Below are 20,877 nucleotides of genomic sequence, written 5' to 3'. Positions count from 1 at the left end.
TTCCTTTTTACATGGAAATTTTCATTTACACAAAATATTTTATACTCTCAAAATTAATGAAACATTCCATTTTTCAGTCACAATTTAAAAAATAGTTACTATTATTTGTATTATTAAGTCGAAAAATAATAGATTAACATTTATACTTTTCAATAAATTATAAAAAAAAATCAAATCATGTCGAAATAAACTATAACGAGTAATTGGAGGTAGTCAGATGGATATTTCTTCATTAATAGGAATTATACTTGCAGCTGTTGCTTTAATCGTCGGAATGATATTTAAAGGTGTAACACCCGATGCATTATTAAACCCTGCTGCAATATTTATAATCATTTTAGGTACTGTAGCAGCAGTAACAATTGCTTTTCCTATGAAAGAGTTAAAACGAGTTCCAAAGTTATTTGCAATATTATTTAAAGAAAAAAAGCTTACTAGTGATTTAGAAATTATTAAAATGTTTTCTGGTTGGGCAGATTTAGCTCGTCGTGAAGGTTTACTAGCACTTGAAAGTAAAGCGGCTGAAATCGAAGACCCATTCCTAAAAAATGGATTAACGTTAGCGATTGATGGTCAAAACGCAGATTACATAAGAGATGTATTAACTGAAGAAGTGGAAGCTATGGAGGAACGTCATGCTAGTGGTTCTGCCATCTTCACTCAAGCTGGTACATATGCTCCAACTTTAGGGGTACTTGGTGCAGTAATAGGTTTAATTGCTGCTTTAAAAGATATGAGTGACATAGACAAACTAGGTCATGCAATTTCTGCTGCATTTATTGCAACATTATTAGGGATTTTTACTGGTTATGTTTTATGGCATCCATTTGCAAACAAACTAAAGCGAAAATCAGCTGAAGAAGTACGCCAAAAAAGAATGATGATTGAAGGCGTGTTATCTGTTCTTGAAGGTGAAGCACCTCGTGTGATTGAACAAAAATTAGCATCCTATTTAACAAGGGAAGAACGTTTGAAAATTACGGGTGAAAGCGGGGCGAGCGGCCTTGGCAAAGAAGTCTAAGCGTCATAAGAAGCATGAAGAGCATATACCAGAGTCATGGCTCGTACCTTATGCGGATATATTAACATTATTATTGGCGTTATTTATCGTTCTTTTTGCTATGAGTACAGTTGACCAAGAAAAGATGAAGGAAATGTCCCAAGTATTTTCCCAAATTTTTGATGGTGGAACAGGGTTTATGGATGAAAATGCGGTTATTGAACAAGCGGAACTCATCAATCAACTAACTGAAGAGCAAAAAGCTTATTTACAGGATCAAGAAGCTTTAAAAGAAATTCAAAGCAATGTTAATAATTTTATTGCTGTAAATGAGCTTGAAAAAACTTTTGCTACTTCCATGACTGACGAAGGATTACTGATCACCATTCGTGACAGTATGTTATTTGATCCAGGGAAAGCGGATGTAAAATCAGAGTATTTACAAGTGGCAACAGAATTATCAAAGTTATTAAGTATGGACCCTCCGCGTTATATAGTGGTGACAGGTCATACGGATAATGTTCCTCAAAATAGTCCTGAATTTAGATCGAATTGGGATCTATCAGTTATGCGTGCAGTAAATTTATTGAAAATTATAGTGGAAAAAAATCCTGAGCTTGATCCAAAGTACTTTAGTGCGAAAGGATATGGGGAATTTAATCCAATTGCCTCAAATGATACTGCAGAAGGTCGTGCTCAAAATAGACGTGTAGAAGTATTGATTCAACAATTAGTAAATGAAGATGGAACAAAAAACAAAGTAGAATAATGAAAAGACAAAATCTCTAAATAGGGGATTTTGTCTTTTTTATTGATTTATTATAAACATTTGTTTATAATTATAAACAAATGTTTATAATCGAGGTGAGCGCATTGAATGATAAGGAAAAACAAGTAATTGATATGATAAAAGCGAATCCGTACTTGTCACAGCAGGAAATGGCAACTCAGTTAAACATCTCTCGTCCGGCATTAGCAAATATTATTTCCGGTTTAATGAAAAAAGGTGAAATAGTTGGACGAGCATATATTTTACCTAAAAAGGATGCCATAGTCGTTATAGGTGGAGCAAATGTAGATAGAAAATTCCACTTAAATAATGAAGTTCGCTACGGTACCTCAAATATCGCCTCTTCCCATAGTAGTGTAGGAGGCGTAGCAAGAAATATTGCTGAGAACCTAGGTAGATTAGGCAACTCTGTAAAGTTAATTACAATAATGGGAAATGACCAAGACGCCTATCAAATCGAGCAAGAAAGTAGTACTTACATTAACTTCGACTTAGTAGAAAAACGAGAAAATGAAACGACGGGATCCTATACTGCAATACTAAGTAATGACGGTGAATTAATACTAGGGTTAGCCAACATGGCGATCTACGATTCATTGATACCAGCTGTATTAGAAAAACATGAGTCAACTTTAATAAATTCTAAATGTATCGTCGTGGATTTAAATTGTCCAAAGGAGACGGTTGAATATTTGAAGAATATTGCTGAAGTACGCAATGTACCATTTGCTATCGTTCCAGTATCATCGCCAAAAATGAAAAATATGCCGTCAGATTTAAAAGGTGTTACGTACTTTATCTGTAATTTAGAAGAAGTGGAAATGTATTTAAATGGAAGAATTGAAAGTCTGATTGATTGTGAAGTTGCTGTAAAACAGTTACTAGAGCTAGGTGCTGAAAATGTCGTGTTAACAATGGGAGATAAGGGAGTTTATATCGGCAATTATTCGGGAAGAAAGCATCTCGAAGCAGTGAAAGTAAATGATGTAGTTGATGTAACTGGTGCTGGTGATGCATTTGTAGGCGCGACATTACATGGAGTCTTAAATGGTGATTCCTTTGAAGATGCAGTCCAACTGGGCTTATATAATGCATCCAAAACATTAGAATCTGATAAAACAGTGCGAAATGATTTATCAGCTGAAGAATTATATAATTGGAGGAATTTATAATGGAAAAATATTTATCCTATTCACAAGAAGTATTAGATGCAAAAGAAAAAGGTTACCCAATTGTCGCATTAGAATCAACGATTATTTCTCATGGGATGCCTTATCCGCAAAATGTTCAAACGGCAAGAGAAGTAGAAGATATCGTTCGTGCAAATGGAGCGGTTCCAGCTACAATTGCAATTATTGATGGTAAGATTAAAATTGGTCTAACTGATGAAGAACTAGAAATGTTCGGAAACGCAAAAGATGTTGCGAAGGCATCAAGAAGAGACCTTGGTTATTTAATTGCATCAAAAAAACTTGGTGCAACAACTGTAGCGGCAACGATGATTGCTGCAGAGCTAGCGGGAATTGAATTGTTTGTAACAGGTGGGATTGGTGGTGTGCACCGTGGAGCCGAAGAAACAATGGATATTTCAGCAGATTTAGAAGAGCTTGCACAAACGAATGTGGCAGTTGTATGCGCGGGTGCAAAATCAATTTTAGATTTAGGCTTAACTCTAGAATATTTAGAAACAAAGGGTGTTCCTGTAATCGGATATGAAACGGACACTTTACCTGCTTTCTATACAAGAGAAAGTGAATTCAATGTTAACTTCCGAGTGGACTCGCCTCTGGAAGTGGCCGAAATGATGCGTGCAAAGTGGGATTTAGGGTTACAAGGCGGAGCAGTTGTAGCAAATCCTATTCCAAAAGAAGAAGCAATGGAAGCTTCATTTATTAATGGAATTATTGAAAAAGCATTAAAAGAAGCTGAGGAACTAGGAGTTAAAGGAAAAGATGTAACACCATTTTTACTTGGTAAAGTAAAAGACTTAACAGAAGGAAAATCTTTAACAGCAAATATTGCATTAGTTAAACATAATGCAAAAATAGGAACACAAATTGCTGTTGCACTTGAGAAAACTAAAAAATAGGTAAATAAAAAAGAAGTTCTATTAGGGTGTAAAATACTTGATGTTGGCAAAAGCTATTACCGAAAAAGTATTGTAACCTATAAAAGAACTTCTTTTTATTTACGTGAACAAATAAATTATCGTCTCAAGGAACCTAGTTCAGTAACGATTGCTTGCATTTCACTTGGACTAAATGTCTCACGTTTCATAACCATGTTGTAAAGATATAGTAAGTCGTCATAATGTTCATCATTAAAATTTTCTGATTTCATTGCATCTACATTAACCATTCTAAGCTTTTCTTTAATTGAATCAACAATATAAACAACATTTTCTTTTGATGGGTTAGATAAATCCATTTATTAATCCGCCTTTCAATGTTTACTCAATAATCATTTCATTTGATCCAAAAGATGTCAACCGAAATCGTAAAAAAACAAAGACATTGACCACTTACTTTAAAAACAAAGGAATTTTATTTAAAATGGTAATGTAAACAATAACAACCAATAACAGTGACAATCTTAATTTATTTAGGAGGTAATATAATGAGCGAAAGTAAGCTATTAAAATCGATGGTAATTGGTGCACTCGTAGGAGCAGCTGTAAGTATGTTTGACCGCAAAACACGAGAACATACTGTAAACAACATGAAGAAAGCAAAGGATACTGTACAATATTATGTGACGCATCGTGATCAACTACAACAAATGATTGAGGAAAAAATAGCCCAAGTACAAAAACTATATGAAACAACGCAAGACAATGTATCCTTTATAAAAGATAAGTTAGATGAAGTGAGAGAAATTCCAGTGGCAGTACAAGATATCATGGATGAAACAAAAACAACATTTACAAAACCGATTAACTAATAAAGTACTTTAGTGAAAGGAAGTGGGCTTAGTTTTGAGTAAAGATAAGAAACAAGCTGAAAACAAAAGTCCGAATTTTATCCAATCCATCATATTTCCTGATGAATCTAAAGTAAATATTTTAACATTTAAAGGGATGGTTCAGGATTTAATCCTTCGAATGTACGCTGTTGATGTTTCGGGACTTGGTGCACAGCTTGCCTACTTCTTTTTACTATCATTTTTCCCGCTATTAATTTTTTTAGTTGCTTTGCTACCGTTTCTTAATCTTAATCAACAACATGTATTTGATTTTATGGAGTCGATGGTTCCGACAGAGGTTTTCTTGTTAACGCAAGGAACGCTTGTTGAAATCTTAACGAGTCAAAACAATGGAGGTATTCTATCATTAAGTATTATCGGAACAATATGGTCTGCTTCAAGAGGTGTAGACGCGCTTATTAAGGCATTGAATGAAGCTTACAATACAAAGCCAAAGCATGGCTTAGTCGTTCGAGCGTGGTCAGTTGTATTTACGATTGCCCTTGTTGTGATTATTTTAATCGTATTGATGCTACCGATTTTTGGATTGCGATACGGATATACCTTATTTGGTTACTTTGGTTTTGAACAATCCTTTATTTCAATTTGGCAATATGTACAATGGGGATTACCACCTCTATTGATTTTCATTGTTTTAACACTTCTTTATTGGGTAGTGCCAAACACTGATCCAAGGTTAAAATTAAGAAGTGTCATTCCTGGAACAATTTTTTCTACAGTAGCTTGGGTTGTTTTAATTTATGCTTTTACGTTTTACATTAATAACTTCGGAAATATTTTCTCTACGTATGGAAGTATTGCAAGCGTCATTGTATTAATGCTGTGGCTTTACTTTACAGGTATGATTTTAATTTACGGTGGATTAATCAATGCAACGATACAGAGAAGAAGGTTAGCAAAAATAGAGAAGAAGAAACAACTTAAAAATTAAAAAGCTTTCGCTCCTAATTTGGGCGAAAGCTTTTTATTTCTAAAGATTTCTATTCAATAAACGTAATCCATTTAAAATTACTAAGATGGTACTTCCTTCATGTCCAATTACACCAAATGGTAAGTCAACAGCCTGTAAAAAGTTAGAAATGATTAATAAGGCAATGACGGAAATTGAAAAAATGATGTTTTGTTTTACAATTCTTTGCATTTTTCTGGATAATCGAACTGCATAAGCAATTTTCGATAAATCATTTTTTATTAACACCATGTCGGAAGTTTCTAAAGCGACATCAGTCCCGCCGCCCATCGCAATACCGACTGTTGCAGTAGCAAGTGCTGGAGCATCATTAATACCATCACCAACCATACCAACATATTTATAATCATTTAAATATTTTTTAACATGGTCCACTTTTGTTTCAGGTAAACAGTTAGCAATATACTCCGTAACACCCGCTTCAGCTGCAATTGTTTTTGCGGTCTTCTCGTTATCTCCTGTAAGCATTGCAACTGTAATACCAAGTTCTTTTAACTGTTTAATAGCTATCTTTGCTTCATCTCGAACGGTATCCTTCAGTGCAACAAGTAAAGCTATGCCTTTGTCATCTTTCATAAATATGACAGTTTTACCTTCTTCAGCTAATGTTGAAAGTGCTTGATTACTAAACTCTTTTGCAGCTTCACTTCCAACAAAATCCGGTTTTCCAACGACATAGGATTTATTGTTTATCTTTGCTTTTATTCCCCATCCAGGTACATCTTCAATATCAATGCCTTGATTAGTTTGAATGTTTCGTTCATTAGCATACTTTGTAATAGACTGTGCTAATGGATGATTCGATTGAGCTTCAATAGATGCAAGAACAGAAAGTGCTTCTTGTTCTGACAAGTCTTCTCTTGCAATAACATCAGTAACCACTGGTGAGCCAACAGTTAAAGTGCCAGTTTTATCAATAGCTAATAACTTGATAACACTTAAATGTTCTAGATGAATGCCGCCTTTTAATAGAATGCCGTTTTTTGCACCGTTAGAGATGGCAGCAAGTGTAGCTGGCATAATTGATGCTACAAGGGCACATGGAGAAGCGACAACTAACAGTACCATAGCACGGTAAAATGTTGTATTCCAATCCCAACCTAATAAAAAGTGTGGCATGAACATCATTAGTCCAACGGCAATTAAAACAAATTTAACGTAATTACCTTCAAAACGTTCGATAAATTGCTGAGAAGGAGATTTTTCGCTTTGCGCTGATTGAACTAGTGTAATGATTTTTTGAAACAGTGTTTCTGAATTAGGTTTTTCCATATTAATGGTGATGGTTCCGTTTAAATTTACAGTACCTGCAAAGACATGATCACCAATTCCTTTTGTTACAGGCATGGATTCGCCACTAATTGCAGATTCATCAATTGAAGAAGTGCCCTTTATAATCTGACCATCAGCTGGTATTCGCTCACCAGGCTTAATAAGTAAATGATCGCCAACAGATAAAGATGAGACAGGTACCTTCATAGGCTCAAATGAACCACGAACAAGCCATGCTTCCTCTGGCTGTAATTTCATTAATGCAGAAATTTCTCTTTTACTTTTATTCATCGCGTAGGTTTCAAGGGCGCCACTTACAGCGAAAATGAAAATAAGGATAGCCCCTTCTGTCCAATAACCGATAATAGCGGAACCAATTGCAGCTAATACCATTAACAATTCAACATTTAGACTTTTATGTTGAATGGTATCCTCAATACCTTCTCTTGCTTTGGCATATCCACCAATGATAAAAGCGGTCAAATAAGCAAGTACCGCAGCGGTAGTTAAACCTCCAGCTTCCATACGCCAAGCAAAAAGTATAATAACCCCTGAAAGAAGGGCAGCAATTAGTTCACTATGAATTTTTAAATTCTCAATTAGATTATCATTTTCTCGATTAGAAATATCCATGATATTCTCCTTTTGATAATGAAAATCACTTTCATATAACTACTATTTAACTAATAATGATTCTCATTTGTTCTATGTTATAAATAAAATTAATTACTAATTTATAATTATTATAATATAGGGCACCTTATTTGTAAACGTGATTGATTTATATTTTTAGAAATGCAATTAAAAGGAGAAATGTAAGACTAATGACTCTTTAATTGAAAAAATAAAAAAGACTCAAATGATTGCTTAACAATCATTTGAGTCACTATCAAAACTAACTTTTAAATTAAAATACTCGTTCAGCGTATTGAGCTAATTTTTCTAAAGAAGATTTTTCAACATCCGCGTGTAAAGAGTTACCGTGAGAATCCATTGTAACTACTGCTGTGAAGTCTTCTACTGTTAAATGCCACATAGCTTCAGGAATTCCGAATTCCTGTAAATCAACACCATCGACTGATTTAATACAATCAGCATAGTATTGTGCAGCTCCACCGATCGCATTTAAGTAAACGCCACCATGTTCTTTAAGAGCGGCAAGGGTTTTTGGTCCCATACCGCCTTTTCCGATTACAGCACGGATACCGAATTTTTTCATAATGTCCCCTTGATATGGCTCCTCACGGATAGACGTAGTTGGTCCAGCTGCTTTTACTGTCCAGTTGTCATTCTCGTCTTTTGCCATAACAGGACCACAATGGTAAATAATATGTCCATTTAAATCAACTGGAGCATCGTGACTCATTAAATGGTGGTGGATTGCGTCACGACCAGTGTACATGCGACCGCTAATTTTAACTACGTCACCAACTTTAAGTTCACGGATTTGCTCTTCAGTAATAGGTGCGCGTAATTCTACTACTTTACTATCTGATTTTACTTCTGTTTTTGGCTCGTCTTTAAATGTGACTCTCTCGCCTTCTTGATAATGCCATTTCGTAATTTCACCAGTTGCAGGGTCGATATTTACTGCCATACGACGATATGCCCAACAGTTGTAAGCAACAGATACATAGAATGAAGCTGGGATACGGTGCATTACACCAATTTTACAACCAAGTAAAGTTGCTTCTCCACCGAAGCCCATTGTACCAATGCCAAAAGTATTCGCTTTTTCAACAATATATTCTTCTAATTTTGCTAAATCAGGGTTTGGATTTACATCATCAACATGACGGAATAATTGTTCCTTCGCAAGGTCATAACCTGAAGAACGATCACCACCGATACCAACACCGATAAAGCCTGCTGAACATCCTTGTCCTTGTGATTGCCATACTGAGTGAAGAATACATTTTCGAATTCCATCAAGATCACGACCTGCACGACCAAGACCTTCTAATTCACAAGGTAGGCTGTATTGAATATTTTTGTTTTCACAACCGCCACCTTTAAGAATTAGTTTCATTTCAATATAGTCTTTTTCCCATTGTTCAAATTTAACAACAGGCACGCCTTCACCAAGGTTATCCCCACTGTTTTTACCAGTTAATGAGTCAACTGAGTTAGGACGTAATTTAGCGTCTTTAGTAGCTTGTACAATTGCATTTTTAATTGCTGCTTTAATTTCTAATTGATTAACGCCAACAGGAGTTTTTACTTTAAAAGTAGGAAGGCCTGTATCTTGGCAAATTGGAGATACGTTGTCTTCAGCCATCACAATATTATTTGTAATAGTGTCTAAACTCATTGCAGCACGAGTGCCAGCATTTTCAGCTTCTTTCGCCTTTTTAATAGCACGACGTACATCAGTAGGTAAGTTTGTAGATGTTTCACTTACTAAATCGTAAATACTCTTCTCAAGAGCTTGTAAATAAGATGTTGCCACTTGTGACATTGAATATATACCCCCCAAAAAATTTAAAAATTAATTTCCAAGAACATTATACCTTTTTGAAACTACGAAAAAAAGAGTAGTAGATTAAGTTTGGAGGTAAATAAACATAAGAGGCCCGTTCAAAAAAATATTTGAATAGGCCTCTAATTATCTTTTAGATATATTAAAAAGTTAATTAATCAACTAATTTATCACGATGATTGAATTGGTCCATCTTTTCTTCTACGTCATCGATGATTTGAATTAGTCGGTCAATGTCTTCAACACTTGTAGTTTCAGGATCAATTGCATCTAAAACTTCCACAAAAATTTGAAGTCTTTCTTTTAAATAGTTTAACTGTTGGTCTTTATCTGTAATGGGGTTTGACATGATTTCACCTCTTGTAAGTTTTACAATGACAATTATAGCATGTTCCAAGAGTATGAAAGAGTATTCATTTAGAAAAAAGAATATATTTGTAAAATTATTTGAAGGAAAATGAATTGGATTATGTTAACATATTTACGTAAAAATAAAGTGGTTGTCTCGGAGGACTCACAGTATGATAGAGAGATACGAAAAAGTGAGATTTTGGATATTGATAGCAATTGTATCAATTTCAGGTTTTTCTCAAGGAATGTTGTTACCGCTTATATCCATCATTTTTGAAACGGATGGAGTATCTTCGACTTTAAATGGTCTTAATGCAACAGGCTTATATATTGGGACATTATTAATATCTCCTTTTATCGAACAGCCTTTAAGAAAATTTGGTTATAAACCAATTATTATATTCGGCGGTGCGTTAGTTTTTGTCTCTTTATTGCTGTTTCCATTATGGAAACACGTGTTATTTTGGTTTGTTTTAAGGTTATTAATTGGTATTGGTGATCATTGTCTTCACTTTTCAACACAAACCTGGCTAACAAGCTCAACACCTCATGGCAGCTTAGGGAAGAGTATGTCCATATATGGATTATCCTTTGGTGTTGGTTTTGCGGTTGGTCCGTTAATGGTTCCTTTAGTGAATGTATCTGAAGCATTTCCATTTATAATTTCTTCTATTTTTTGCTTAATTGCTTGGTCATTAATATTTTTTATCCGTAATGAACATCCAGATGTTCTTCAAGGAGATGCAAAAGAGGCAAATAGTATTACTAGATATAAATTATCATTTAAATATGCGTGGATTGCCTTTTTACCTCCTCTTGTTTATGGAGTATTAGAAACATCCCTTAACGCATTGTTCCCAATTTATGCATTAAGAATGGAATATGATGTTTCGATGGTGTCTATAATTATATCTGCCTTTTCTATAGGTGGTATTATTACACAAATTCCATTAGGCGTATTGGGAGATACGATTGGTAGAAGAAAATTATTATTATATGCATTATTTATCGGTTCGGCTTGTTTTGGTATCGGAAGCTTTTTAGAGTTCTCAGAAATATTAATTGGTGTTGTATTTTTTATTTGTGGTATGTCTTTAGGTTCTACTTTTTCATTAGGCATTACTTATATGGCAGAGTTAACGCCAAAGGAATTATTACCAACAGGAAATTTACTTTGTGGAATTTTCTTTAGTCTAGGTAGCTTGATGGGACCATTTGTTGGTGGACTATTTTTACAATTGGTTGATTCCATTAGCTTCCTATTATTTATTGCAACAATTCTATATGCTGTATTTATTATTGTTTTATTATTTGGAAAAGGATTTACACCTTTAAAATTAGTCGGTAGGGAAGAGTAATCTCCCTACCTTTTTTATTAAAGAGCAATAATCATTATAAATGTAAAAGGTTTCTTAAATATCGAATGAAAAATAAAAAACTTTGCGGGAAGAATTGTCCTCACGCAAAGTTGATTGAATTAAGAGAGTCTATTTCTGTAATCTTCATAGCCGAATTGACGGACTACCTTAACGCCTTCTTCTTCGTTATATAAGCAGATGCTTGGTAGGTTGACACCGTTGAACATATGGTTTTTTACCATTGTGTAGTGTGCCATATCTGTAAAGACAATTTTATCCCCAGCTTTTAAAGGTGTATCAAATGAATAGTCACCGATAACGTCTCCAGCTAAACAAGTCATCCCACCTAAACGATACGTATGGGCTTTGTCATTTGGTGTACTTGCACCGATAATTTGTGGACGGTAAGGCATTTCTAATACATCTGGCATATGGCATGTTGCAGAAGTATCTAAAATGGCAATTTCCATTCCGTTTTTTACAACATCAAGAACAGTTGTCACTAAGTATCCAGTGTTTAAAGCAATTGCTTCTCCTGGCTCTAAAATAACATGTACATCATATTTCTTTTTAATATAGTTAATAATATTCACTAATTTATCTACATCATAATCAGGGCGAGTAATATGGTGACCACCACCAAAGTTTACCCATTTCATTTGATGTAAATAAGGTCCGTATTTTTCTTCGAAATGAGGAATAATACGTTCAAGCACATCTGAGTTTTGTTCACACATTGCATGGAAATGGATTCCCTCAACGCCATCTAATTCATCTGGACGGAATTGTTCGAATGGAATTCCTAAACGAGAATTTAATGCACATGGATCATAAAGTTCTGTTTCAACCTCTGAGTAACCAGGGTTTACACGTAATCCAATTGAAACGTGCTTATCTAAGCTTTGTACTTTTTCTTTGTACTTATTTAATTGGTCAAAGGAGTTGAACACAATATGATCAACATATTTTAAATACTCGTCAATTTCATGCTCAGCATATGCAGGTGCATAGGCATGAACTTCTTTACCGAACTCCTCGTAACCAAGACGAGCTTCAAATAAAGAGCTAGATGTAATTCCTTTTAAATACTCGCGCACCATTGGGAATGTCGAAAACATTGAAAATCCTTTTAGTGCTAGCAATATATCGCAACCTGTACGATCTTGTACAGATTTTAAAATTTCTAAGTTACGTCGAAGTAAACGCTCGTCCACAATATAGCTTGGAGACGGTACAGCTTTCCAATCTATTGCCTTCATTTATTTTACCTCTTCTTTGTCTAATTCAAGGTCTAGAAGATCAGGGTTGAAGCTTTCTTGCCATGGAAGACCCCATTTATTTAATGCTTCCATGAATGGATCTGGATCAAATTCCTCTACATTGTAAACTCCAGGTTTTTGCCAAGTTCCGTTCATTACTAGCATTGCACCAATCATAGCTGGTACACCTGTTGTATAAGAAATTGCTTGTGATCCAACTTCACGGTAACATTCTTCATGATCACATACATTGTAAACGTAGTAAGTTTTTTCTTCACCATCTTTAACACCACGGAAAATACAACCAATGTTTGTTTTACCTTTAGTACGTGGTCCTAGTGAAGCCGGGTCTGGTAAAACTGCCTTTAGGAATTGAAGTGGTTGGATCATTTTGCCCTCAAATTCAATTGGTTCGATTGAAGTCATACCAACGTTTTCAAGTACGTTTAAGTGTGTAATATATTTTTGTGAGAAAGTCATCCAGAAACGAATTTGTTTAATCCCTTTAATGTTTTTTGCTAAAGATTCCAATTCTTCATGATATAGAAGGTACATATCTTTAGGTCCAATTTCAGGGAAGTTATAAACTTCTTTAAATTCTAAAGGTTCTGTTTCTACCCATTTACCTTCTTTCCAGTAACGACCATTTGCTGTAATTTCACGAATGTTGATTTCAGGGTTGAAGTTTGTTGCGAAAGGATAACCGTGATCACCAGCATTTGCATCTAAAATATCGATGTAATGAATTTCATCGAAGTAATGTTTCAATGCGTAAGCTGAGAATACACCCGTTACACCTGGGTCAAATCCGCTACCAAGTAGTGCAGTCAGACCTGCTTTTTCGAATTTTTCTTTATAAGCCCATTGCCATTTATATTCGAATTTAGCTGTTTCAGGTGGCTCGTAGTTTGCTGTATCAACGTAATGCACACCTGTAGCTAAACATGCATCCATAATTGTTAAATCTTGATATGGTAAAGCTACATTAATTACCACATCTGGTTTAAATCCATTGATTAATTCAATAAGTTCGTCCACATTATCCGCATCCACTTGAGCAGTGTGGATAATCGTTTTACCGCCGTCTAATTTTTCCTTTAAAGCGTCACATTTTGACTTTGTTCGACTAGCGATCATGATCTCCTCGAACACTTCTGAATTTTGTACACATTTGTGTACCACAACACTAGCTACACCGCCAGCTCCAATAATCAATGCTTTACCCAATTCCTTATTACCTCCTTAAGAGAAAAGTTAATAGTTTCTGTGAGATTAACCACAATCTGCACAATAAAACAGATTATACAGAATTATTTTTTTCGTAGCAATTACTTTTCTACAAAATATTTGATGAAAATAGAAAAATTTAACGAAAACCATTATAAACATTTTCTTTTCCTATATTAGAGTAAACAAAAAGTATGAAAATATTTCAGAATGCAATAAACAAAAATTGTTCTAGAATAAATAGAACAGATTTGTTATACTGTGTATAGAACAGATTTGTTCTATAAATAATAGAACAGACGGTATCTAATAAGAAAAATACTGCATGTTCAAATAGACGAAACTATCCGCTTTTTACTTAAATTCAAAAAAAGGCAAGGTATTCAGCAATTGGGGGTGAAATGTTGATGATCTGTATAGAACCAGAATCGGAAGTTCCTATTTATACACAATTAACAAATCAAATTATTCAAGGGATCGTTAGAAGGGAAATTTTACCAGGTGATTCTCTTCCTTCTGTTAGATCCTTTGCAGCAGATTTAGGTGTTAATATGCACACAGTGAACAAGAGCTATCACGAACTTGAGAAAAAAGGAGTAATACGAATCGTCCCAAAATCAGGAGCAGTAATAGCAACACATGACAAATTTGATGAAGCAATTTATCAAAGAATTATGGAAGACATTAAACCACAAATCGCTGAAGCATTAGTATTTGGAATTGATGAGGAGAAAATACAAATGATGGTGAAAACTATTATTGAGGATTTTAAAAATAAATAATTCAAGTTAAAAAACTAAGCAAACAGGCTTAGTTAAGAAAATATAGAGGAGGAAAAATCAATGGCATTACTTATATTTTTTGTAATCATTTTATCTTTGGTCATTGTTCAGACGCTCATACCTTTCTTAGTCAAAAAAACAGTTGTGTTTGGCGTTTCGATACCAGAGCAGAATATTGAGGAACCAAAGCTTGCACAATTTAAAAAGCAATATGCAATTGCGACTTTCACTGTTTCTGCTATTTCATTAGTGCTCTATGCTGCTTGGGCTTTAATAAATCAATTATCAGATGAACAAATCGTAATAGTTGGAGCAAGTATTCAATTTGCGATAATAATCTTTAGTATTTCATTGTACTTTTATTTTCATGGTAAGACGAAGCAATTAAAGCAAGCAGAAAAATGGACAGAGAATTTAAAGCAAGTAACGGTTACAGATTTGAACATTCGTAATCAAGATGAGATGCTTCCATGGTATGTTTATACACTACCGATGATTGTTACGATTGGACTCATTATTTATACATTTATGAATTATGATTTACTGCCAAATGAAATCCCTACACATTGGGGACCAAATGGTGAGCCTGATGCTTTTACTGAAAAGACACCTTTTTCTGCAATTCAATCATCTTTATTTTTATTAATCATGCAAATGATGTTTACAGGAATTCATATTGCAACGAAAAATTCAGGCATAAAATTAAGTGCAACAAATGCAATAGCATCTAAAAGAAGACAATTAGGAATGCGTAAATATTCTAGTTGGTTACTATTTATAGTGCTTTTAGTTATTACAATCATGATGAGCTTCTTCCAATTAACAACCATTCACCCAAACTTATTTGAAGGGTCATTATTAAAACTGATACTTCCGTTTGGAGCATTAGCCATTATTTTAATAGGAACAATCATTTTCGCATTGAAGGTTGGTCGATTAGATAAGGAAGAAAGTACAGTGATAGAAGGAAATATTACGGATATAGATGATGATCAATATTGGAAGGGTGGCTTATGGTACTTCAATAAAAATGATCCATCTATCTTTGTTGAAAAAAGATTTGGTGTAGGATGGACGATTAATTTTGCAAATCCTTTAGGATATCTTATTATCATTTTACCGATTGTCATCATTTTATTTGCAACGTTCTTTATGAACTAAAAACGGGGGAATTAATCCTTAAAAAAACTGCCTACGATTATTAAAATCGTGGCAGTTTTTTTATTTATGAAATTGTTGAAACATCGCCAACTTGAACTGAATCTTCTTTTTGTTGTTTCTTCAATTTTTTCAAATCATAACGTATCCACAATGAAATACATAGTGAAATGCCGATTAAGAATGAGAATAAATAAAACACAGGAATGTAACTATTTGTTGAATTACGAATGGACGTTACAATAATTGGACCAAATATTCCACCTAATGACCAAGTTGTTAGTAAATAACCATGAATAACTCCAAGTTGTTTTGTACCGAATAAGTCACTTGCAAAGGCAGGTAAATTTGAGAATCCACCGCCATAACAGCTAACTACAAGGAATATGAATAATTGGAATATAATTACGTTTGTTGTAAATGGTAATGTAACGAATGTAATTAATTGAATGATAAAGAAAATGACAAAGACATTATGACGTCCTATATAATCAGAAGCGGCAGCCCATAATAGACGTCCTCCTCCATTAAATAAGCCCATTAAACCAACCATTGCAGCAGCTCCAGCAACAGATAATCCAACGATCTCTTGAGCCATTGGAGATGCGACTGAAATCATCATGATCCCAGCTGTTACGTTTACTAAGTGCATTGACCAAAGCATCCAGAAATGTTTTGTCTTAACAGCTTCTCTAGCTGATAATTGGGCAATCGGTTTTGCACCTGGGCTTGTTGCATATTTATCAACAGAAACATTCTCAGTAGGTGGAGCAATGTAAAGAGCACCTAGTAACATTAAAATAAAGTAACTAATTCCAAGAATGTAGTAAGTATTTGAAATGCCAACAGCTTCCATTAAATATGTAGCAACAGGAGCTGTAATTAATGCGCCAGAACCGAAGCCAAGAACGGCCATCCCAGTTGCTAAACCGCGTCGATCTGGGAACCATTTTACTAATGTTGAAACTGGTGCTATATAACCAATCCCCATACCTAACCCACTTAATACGCCATAAGTTAACCAATAAAGAACAACAGAGTCTGATAAGATTGCAATCCCTGCACCTGCTTGTCCAACTCCGAATAAAACAGCTGCAACGATTGCTGATTTTCTTGGACCCATTTTTTCTACTAAACTACCAAACAATGCTGCTGCGAATCCAGCTAGTCCCATCATAATCGTAAATGCGATCGTTACGTTAGTGGTACTCCAACCCATTTCGTCAGTTATCGGATTTTTATATACGCTGTATGCATATGCACCGCCTATTGATAAATGTATAGCAATAGCTGAAAGCGCAATTAACCATCTATTTTTATTCATAATTTCTCTTTCAACCCCTATTTTTCTAGTCTATGAATTTTCGCGAATAATTCTTAGATAAAAAGATACCATTAAACAAAATAATATTGCAATAAGAATTTTTAAAAAAATATTTTCTTTAAATAGAATTTTTGCATTTTAAAAGAGAAATTATTGTTGTTTCCTGTTTTATAACAGGGGGTATGCGAAGTGGTGATAACCTTATGAATAAAGGGTTTTTAATGTATCGATTAGAAGTAAAACAGGTTAGATGAAGGGGTGGTAAGAAAATTTTTGTTTGAAGTAAAATATAATGTTTTGAAAGAGAATATTTTATATTAATATATTTTAAGTTAGGGGGAAGTAGGAATGAATATTATTTTATTGCTTATAAAAAGTCGTGAATAAATATTCGTGATATTGAATTTTGAAAAAATGAGTGTGAACAAAAGTAATGTCAATAAAGGGTAATTTGAACTCCCGTTCGATTTTAGGGAATTTCGTGTAGTTCCAATTTATTTATTTTCGAAGTATTTAACTAAAGAGTCAATTATAAAGAAAGATGTTACATAAATTAACGGAATAAACTTTCATTTTCATTTATGTACTTAATAACACCATTTTATATTTCTTCTGAACTATATTTATCCATAGAAAAACTGCACCACCAATTGTTTTGCTAAATGGTGGTACAGTTATCCTTACGACTGGTTAAATTTATTTAGTTTTTAAAGTCATTTTCGCAACGATTTCTACCCTTGCTGTTTGTGGGAACATATCAACTGGCTGGATATATTCTACATTATAGACCTTAGTAAGATCAGCCAAGTCCTTTGCAAAAGTAGATGGGTTACATGAAGTATACACAAAACGTTTAGGTTTAATTTTCAAAACAGTTTTGATGAAGCTTAGTGCAAGTCCAGTGCGCGGAGGATCTACCGTAATGACGTCAGGGATAAACCCTTCTCGTCGCCATTTTTCTAGCCATTCTTCAGCAGTACCAGTATAGTAACGAACATGTTTAAAGCCATGATTTCTCGCATTTTTCTTTGCATCTACAATACTTTCTGGGACTACATCCATTCCACGAACTTCCTTGGCATCACGCGCAAGCCATAACCCAATTGTACCAACACCACAATAAGCATCTACTACGGTCTCTCTTCCTGTTAACATAGCTGCTCTTTTAATTTCATCATATAAATGGACGGTTTGTTCAGGATTTAATTGAAAGAAAGCTCTTGATGATAGGTCAAATGCTAACTCACCTAATTTTTCATGAATCGTTTCTTTTCCATATAATACAATTGTTTCATCTCCGAAAATAAGAGAAGTCTTTTCACGATTAACATTTTGTGTAATTGATACTATACTTGGATCTATTTTTAACATACGTTCGATTAATTCTTCTTTATGTGGAAGCTCTTTTCTAGTTGTTACTAAACAAACTTGTGTTTCACCTGTTTCAATGGCGGTACGAACAACGATTGTACGAACAAGCCCGTTTAATGATTTTCCATCGTATATAGAGATATTTAGTTTTTGTAAAATTTTTCGTGTACCCACTGTAATTTTTGAAGTTAATGGATGTTGTACTGCACAATCATTAATGTTTAACAGTTTATTTGTGCCTTCTGAGAATAGGCCAGCATAAACGCGCTTTCCTTCTTTTCGAACCTGGAAGGAACTTTTATTACGATAATGCCAAGGATTGTCCATTCCGATAGTAGGTCTCACTTCTAATGTAGCTGCGATTGGTTTAACATATTTTTCAAGTGATTGCAAAACCATGTCACGTTTTTCTTTTAATTGTCCCCCGTAGGTTAAATGCTGAAGCTGACAACCACCACATTCTGCATAAACTGGACAGCTTGGTTCTTGTCGATATTCAGACTCCTTTCGAACATTCAATAAGTCAGCCTCTGCGAAATTACGTTGCACTTTGGATACCTTTACCGTCACTTCTTCACCAGGTAATGCACCCTTCACAAATACTACATTTCGTTTATAGAAACCGACACCTTCTCCATTAATGCCAAGTCGTTTTATTGTTAACGGAAATTTTTGACCAACTTCCATCAATACTTTATTATCGCTCAAAAGCGTTCACGTCCTTTATTTTACTCATCTTATCATTATAACGAAGAGTATTATGAAAGCAAGTGAAGTAAGTGGAAAGGGTTATTAATCATTTTAATTAATGGCTATTACTGCGAAATAGTGATAATATGGTAATTAATTTAATAATGTCTAGCAAGGTAGGTTTTCCTTTCTTTTGCTAGAAGTCCTTCGGGGTCGGGTGAAATTCCCAATCGACGGTGATGAAGTAATTCTAAGCCCGTGAGCTCAAATACGAGCAGGATTTGGTGCGAATCCAAAGCCGACAGTTAAAGTCTGGATGGGAGAAGGATGTAAATGTAAAATCCATTAAATTTATATTTAATGGACTAGTTTCTTATTGACTTTTTTACATTACAAATCTAATCCCGCTTCTTTTAGGTAAGCGGGATTTTTATATGGCATAATCTTCCTTTTGATGTTATTCATCAAGAAGGCTTATTTGTGCTACCTATTTTCAAAAATCTCCCACCCCCTTTAACTATCAGTTTGAAGGGGGATTTTTGTTGCGAAAAATACATGGAGGTGATTTATGTTTACAGGAATTATTGAAGAGTTAGGAAGAGTAACTGCATTAAAGAAAGATGATGTAAGTATGGAACTATCATTGCAGTGCAGCAAAATTTTATCTGATGCCAATTTAGGTGATAGTGTTTCTGTAAATGGCGTTTGTTTAACAATTACAAATTTCACTAAAAATGAAATGACAGTCGATGTTATGCCAGAAACAGTTAAAGCAACAAACATTCACAAACTGAAAATTGGTGACTATGTGAATTTGGAAAGAGCCATGCTTGCAAACGGTAGATTTGGTGGTCATATTGTTGCGGGCCATGTTGACGGTGTTGGAATTATAAGGAGTATTAAACCTGTTGCCAATGCAGTATATATTGAAATCGAAGCTCCAAAAGAACTTACTGAGAACTGCATTCCTAAAGGTTCTATCACAGTCGATGGAACTAGTTTAACGCTTTTTAAAGTGTCCGAAAAAAGCCTTACCATTTCGTTAATTCCTCACACGTTTAAGGAAACGGTATTGGGAATAAAAAAAGTCGGGGATCAAGTAAATATTGAGACGGATCTATTAGGGAAGTATGTATTACATCATTTAGGAAATATAGATAAAAAATCAAATATCACAATCGATTTTTTAAGAAAAAATGGATTTTGAGAATGGGTGATTTCATTTTGTTAAATACAATTGAAGAAGCAATCGAAGATTTGAAAAAAGGTAAGGCCATTATTGTTGTTGATGATGAGAATCGTGAAAATGAAGGAGATTTTTTAGTATTGGCAGAGTATGCAACACCTGAAAATATTAATTTTATGGCTAAATACGGTAGAGGATTAATTTGTATGCCGATTACAGAGGAACTCGCAGAAAATTTGCAACTGAATCCAATGGTAAAGAAAAATACTGACAATCATCAAACGGCTTTTACCGTTAGTGTGGATCATGTCGATACGACAACTGGTATTAGTGCTTATGAACGTTCGCATACCATTGTATCTATGATTAAACAAGATGCTCAAAAAGAACATTTTAGAAGACCTGGTCATGTATTCCCATTAGTTGCGAAGAATAATGGTGTTCTAGAACGTAGGGGACATACTGAAGCTGCGGTAGATTTAGCAAGAGCATGCGATAGTTTTCCAGCCGGAGTTATTTGTGAAATTATGGGTGATGATGGGAACATGTTACGTTTAGATGATTTAATACTATTTGCTAAACAACACGGATTGAAACTTATCTCAATAGAGGATTTAGTTCAATACCGAATTAAAAATGAAAGCTCTTTAGCTGAATTAGTACAAAAGGAGATTGAAT

18 protein-coding genes, 1 pseudogene and 1 riboswitch are annotated in these 20,877 nt (G+C 34.4%); of the genes and pseudogenes, 11 read left to right on the top strand and 8 right to left on the bottom strand.

Translation table 11 applies throughout. From position 1 onward, the window contains the following. Positions 1 to 217: 217 nt before the first annotated feature. The 4 genes from motA (at position 218) to CD30_RS13830 (ending at position 3,879) form a co-directional block, all read left to right on the top strand. Positions 218 to 1,021, top strand: a complete 804-nt coding sequence (gene motA, locus CD30_RS13845; RefSeq protein WP_036178028.1) for a flagellar motor stator protein MotA — start codon at positions 218 to 220, stop codon at positions 1,019 to 1,021. Beyond that, positions 1,005 to 1,769: a flagellar motor protein MotB gene (gene motB, locus CD30_RS13840; RefSeq protein WP_036178026.1), complete on the top strand. Its 765-nt coding sequence runs from the start codon at positions 1,005 to 1,007 to the stop codon at positions 1,767 to 1,769. Before motA ends, motB begins: the two co-directional genes overlap by 17 nt. A gap of 104 nt (positions 1,770 to 1,873) precedes the next feature. Beyond that, positions 1,874 to 2,962, top strand: coding sequence for a PfkB family carbohydrate kinase (locus tag CD30_RS13835; protein WP_036178024.1), 1,089 nt, complete (start codon positions 1,874 to 1,876; stop codon positions 2,960 to 2,962). Continuing rightward, positions 2,962 to 3,879, top strand: a complete 918-nt coding sequence (locus CD30_RS13830) for a pseudouridine-5'-phosphate glycosidase (protein ID WP_036178022.1) — start codon at positions 2,962 to 2,964, stop codon at positions 3,877 to 3,879. The genes CD30_RS13835 and CD30_RS13830 overlap by 1 nt, the downstream gene beginning before the upstream one ends. Before the next feature lie 116 nt (positions 3,880 to 3,995). Here the strand turns inward: CD30_RS13830 and CD30_RS13825 are convergent, their stop codons facing one another. Continuing rightward, on the bottom strand, positions 3,996 to 4,217 hold the full coding sequence (locus CD30_RS13825) for a DUF1128 domain-containing protein (RefSeq protein ID WP_036178020.1): 222 nt from the start codon (positions 4,215 to 4,217) through the stop codon (positions 3,996 to 3,998). A gap of 189 nt (positions 4,218 to 4,406) precedes the next feature. Between CD30_RS13825 and CD30_RS13820 the strand changes: the two genes are divergently transcribed. After that, positions 4,407 to 4,730, top strand: a complete 324-nt coding sequence (locus CD30_RS13820; protein ID WP_036178018.1) for a YtxH domain-containing protein — start codon at positions 4,407 to 4,409, stop codon at positions 4,728 to 4,730. Positions 4,731 to 4,764: 34 nt separating this feature from the next. Beyond that, positions 4,765 to 5,703, top strand: coding sequence for a YihY/virulence factor BrkB family protein (locus tag CD30_RS13815; protein WP_036178016.1), 939 nt, complete (start codon positions 4,765 to 4,767; stop codon positions 5,701 to 5,703). A gap of 39 nt (positions 5,704 to 5,742) precedes the next feature. Here CD30_RS13815 and CD30_RS13810 read toward each other — a convergent pair whose 3' ends face one another. The 3 genes from CD30_RS13810 to CD30_RS13800 all read right to left on the bottom strand — a co-directional run bounded on the left by CD30_RS13810 (position 5,743) and on the right by CD30_RS13800 (position 9,842). Beyond that, positions 5,743 to 7,647: a heavy metal translocating P-type ATPase gene (locus tag CD30_RS13810; protein WP_036178014.1), complete on the bottom strand. Its 1,905-nt coding sequence runs from the start codon at positions 7,645 to 7,647 to the stop codon at positions 5,743 to 5,745. Between the two features lie 274 nt (positions 7,648 to 7,921). Beyond that, positions 7,922 to 9,472 (bottom strand): fumarate hydratase, encoded by a 1,551-nt coding sequence (locus CD30_RS13805; protein ID WP_036178012.1) that lies wholly within the window; start codon positions 9,470 to 9,472, stop codon positions 7,922 to 7,924. A 175-nt stretch (positions 9,473 to 9,647) separates the two neighbouring features. Further along, the gene (locus CD30_RS13800; RefSeq protein ID WP_036178009.1) at positions 9,648 to 9,842 is read right to left on the bottom strand and encodes an SE1561 family protein; all 195 of its coding nucleotides are present in this window, start codon (positions 9,840 to 9,842) and stop codon (positions 9,648 to 9,650) included. A gap of 172 nt (positions 9,843 to 10,014) precedes the next feature. On the opposite strand from CD30_RS13800, the gene CD30_RS13795 reads away from it, so the two are divergent. Beyond that, a complete protein-coding gene (locus tag CD30_RS13795) occupies positions 10,015 to 11,202 on the top strand; it encodes an MFS transporter (RefSeq protein ID WP_036178007.1) in 1,188 nt (395 codons plus the stop codon). A 119-nt stretch (positions 11,203 to 11,321) separates the two neighbouring features. On the opposite strand, the gene nspC is transcribed toward CD30_RS13795, so the two are convergent. Together nspC and CD30_RS13785 are read right to left on the bottom strand one after the other, a co-directional pair. After that, positions 11,322 to 12,461, bottom strand: a complete 1,140-nt coding sequence (nspC, locus tag CD30_RS13790) for a carboxynorspermidine decarboxylase (protein WP_036178005.1) — start codon at positions 12,459 to 12,461, stop codon at positions 11,322 to 11,324. Beyond that, positions 12,462 to 13,688: a saccharopine dehydrogenase family protein gene (locus CD30_RS13785; protein WP_036178003.1), complete on the bottom strand. Its 1,227-nt coding sequence runs from the start codon at positions 13,686 to 13,688 to the stop codon at positions 12,462 to 12,464. Positions 13,689 to 14,089: 401 nt separating this feature from the next. Between CD30_RS13785 and CD30_RS13780 the strand changes: the two genes are divergently transcribed. Continuing rightward, a complete protein-coding gene (locus CD30_RS13780; protein ID WP_328286140.1) occupies positions 14,090 to 14,470 on the top strand; it encodes a GntR family transcriptional regulator in 381 nt (126 codons plus the stop codon). 60 nt (positions 14,471 to 14,530) lie between these two features. Next, positions 14,531 to 15,631, top strand: a complete 1,101-nt coding sequence (locus tag CD30_RS13775; RefSeq protein ID WP_036178000.1) for a DUF1648 domain-containing protein — start codon at positions 14,531 to 14,533, stop codon at positions 15,629 to 15,631. Positions 15,632 to 15,695: 64 nt separating this feature from the next. On the opposite strand, the gene CD30_RS13770 is transcribed toward CD30_RS13775, so the two are convergent. Further along, the gene (locus tag CD30_RS13770; RefSeq protein ID WP_036177998.1) at positions 15,696 to 16,952 is read right to left on the bottom strand and encodes an L-lactate MFS transporter; all 1,257 of its coding nucleotides are present in this window, start codon (positions 16,950 to 16,952) and stop codon (positions 15,696 to 15,698) included. A 696-nt stretch (positions 16,953 to 17,648) separates the two neighbouring features. Then, the gene (gene rlmD, locus CD30_RS13765; protein WP_036178031.1) at positions 17,649 to 19,010 is read right to left on the bottom strand and encodes a 23S rRNA (uracil(1939)-C(5))-methyltransferase RlmD; all 1,362 of its coding nucleotides are present in this window, start codon (positions 19,008 to 19,010) and stop codon (positions 17,649 to 17,651) included. A gap of 202 nt (positions 19,011 to 19,212) precedes the next feature. After that, positions 19,213 to 19,345: riboswitch (FMN riboswitch) on the top strand. A 236-nt stretch (positions 19,346 to 19,581) separates the two neighbouring features. Between rlmD and ribE the strand changes: the two genes are divergently transcribed. Together ribE and ribB are read left to right on the top strand one after the other, a co-directional pair. Beyond that, positions 19,582 to 20,220, top strand: a complete 639-nt coding sequence (gene ribE, locus CD30_RS13760) for a riboflavin synthase (protein WP_036177996.1) — start codon at positions 19,582 to 19,584, stop codon at positions 20,218 to 20,220. 17 nt (positions 20,221 to 20,237) lie between these two features. After that, positions 20,238 to 20,876: pseudogene (gene ribB / locus CD30_RS13755) on the top strand (3,4-dihydroxy-2-butanone-4-phosphate synthase); the annotation flags it as partial. Position 20,877: the final 1 nt, after the last annotated feature.

It is taken from the genome of Ureibacillus massiliensis 4400831 = CIP 108448 = CCUG 49529, assembly GCF_000772965.1.
GTDB lineage: Bacteria > Bacillota > Bacilli > Bacillales_A > Planococcaceae > Ureibacillus > Ureibacillus massiliensis.
This window is presented reverse-complemented; position numbering and strand designations above follow the sequence as displayed.

What these genes read in the sequence shown, in the direction of transcription:
- rlmD (WP_036178031.1), bottom strand. Translation starts at nt 19,010, where the DNA reads ATGGAAGTTGGTCAAAAATTTCCGTTAACAATAAAACGACTTGGCATT.
- CD30_RS13810 (WP_036178014.1), bottom strand. Translation starts at nt 7,647, where the DNA reads ATGGATATTTCTAATCGAGAAAATGATAATCTAATTGAGAATTTAAAA.
- CD30_RS13800 (WP_036178009.1), bottom strand. Translation starts at nt 9,842, where the DNA reads ATGTCAAACCCCATTACAGATAAAGACCAACAGTTAAACTATTTAAAA.
- nspC (WP_036178005.1), bottom strand. Translation starts at nt 12,461, where the DNA reads ATGAAGGCAATAGATTGGAAAGCTGTACCGTCTCCAAGCTATATTGTG.
- CD30_RS13805 (WP_036178012.1), bottom strand. Translation starts at nt 9,472, where the DNA reads ATGTCACAAGTGGCAACATCTTATTTACAAGCTCTTGAGAAGAGTATT.
- CD30_RS13820 (WP_036178018.1), top strand. Translation starts at nt 4,407, where the DNA reads ATGAGCGAAAGTAAGCTATTAAAATCGATGGTAATTGGTGCACTCGTA.
- ribE (WP_036177996.1), top strand. Translation starts at nt 19,582, where the DNA reads ATGTTTACAGGAATTATTGAAGAGTTAGGAAGAGTAACTGCATTAAAG.
- motA (WP_036178028.1), top strand. Translation starts at nt 218, where the DNA reads ATGGATATTTCTTCATTAATAGGAATTATACTTGCAGCTGTTGCTTTA.
- CD30_RS13825 (WP_036178020.1), bottom strand. Translation starts at nt 4,217, where the DNA reads ATGGATTTATCTAACCCATCAAAAGAAAATGTTGTTTATATTGTTGAT.
- CD30_RS13780 (WP_328286140.1), top strand. Translation starts at nt 14,090, where the DNA reads ATGTTGATGATCTGTATAGAACCAGAATCGGAAGTTCCTATTTATACA.
- CD30_RS13775 (WP_036178000.1), top strand. Translation starts at nt 14,531, where the DNA reads ATGGCATTACTTATATTTTTTGTAATCATTTTATCTTTGGTCATTGTT.
- CD30_RS13795 (WP_036178007.1), top strand. Translation starts at nt 10,015, where the DNA reads ATGATAGAGAGATACGAAAAAGTGAGATTTTGGATATTGATAGCAATT.
- CD30_RS13830 (WP_036178022.1), top strand. Translation starts at nt 2,962, where the DNA reads ATGGAAAAATATTTATCCTATTCACAAGAAGTATTAGATGCAAAAGAA.
- CD30_RS13770 (WP_036177998.1), bottom strand. Translation starts at nt 16,952, where the DNA reads ATGAATAAAAATAGATGGTTAATTGCGCTTTCAGCTATTGCTATACAT.